Source organism: Staphylococcus sp. HMSC072E01 (assembly GCF_001814125.1).
GTDB lineage: Bacteria > Bacillota > Bacilli > Staphylococcales > Staphylococcaceae > Staphylococcus > Staphylococcus hominis.
In genome coordinates this window covers 1-322 of sequence record NZ_KV814958.1, presented here as the reverse complement: position 1 = coordinate 322, position 322 = coordinate 1, and the positions used below count along the sequence as shown (strand labels likewise).

General features: G+C 51.6%; 3 tRNA genes. All 3 read right to left on the bottom strand.

The window, feature by feature from the left end:
• Positions 1 to 48: 48 nt before the first annotated feature.
• Positions 49 to 122 (bottom strand) — tRNA-Pro (locus HMPREF2953_RS00810).
• Between the two features lie 23 nt (positions 123 to 145).
• Positions 146 to 222, bottom strand: a tRNA-Arg gene (locus tag HMPREF2953_RS00805).
• Between the two features lie 11 nt (positions 223 to 233).
• Positions 234 to 322: transfer RNA gene (locus HMPREF2953_RS00800), tRNA-Leu, on the bottom strand.

Sequence of the window (322 nt, the reverse complement as noted above, 5' to 3'; positions counted from 1 at the left end):
AAGCAGGCGCTCTCCCAGCTGAGCTAAGCCCCCATATTTTTAAAGAAGTCGGGAAGACAGGATTCGAACCTGCGACCCCTTGGTCCCAAACCAAGTGCTCTACCAAGCTGAGCTACTTCCCGTATATTAAATTAATCATTTTAAATGGCGCGCCCGATAGGAGTCGAACCCATAACCTCTTGATCCGTAGTCAAACGCTCTATCCAGTTGAGCTACGGGCGCTATATTTAAATTGGTGCCGAGGACCGGAATCGAACCGGTACGGTGATCTCTCACCGCAGGATTTTAAGTCCTGTGCGTCTGCCAGTTCCGCCACCCCGGC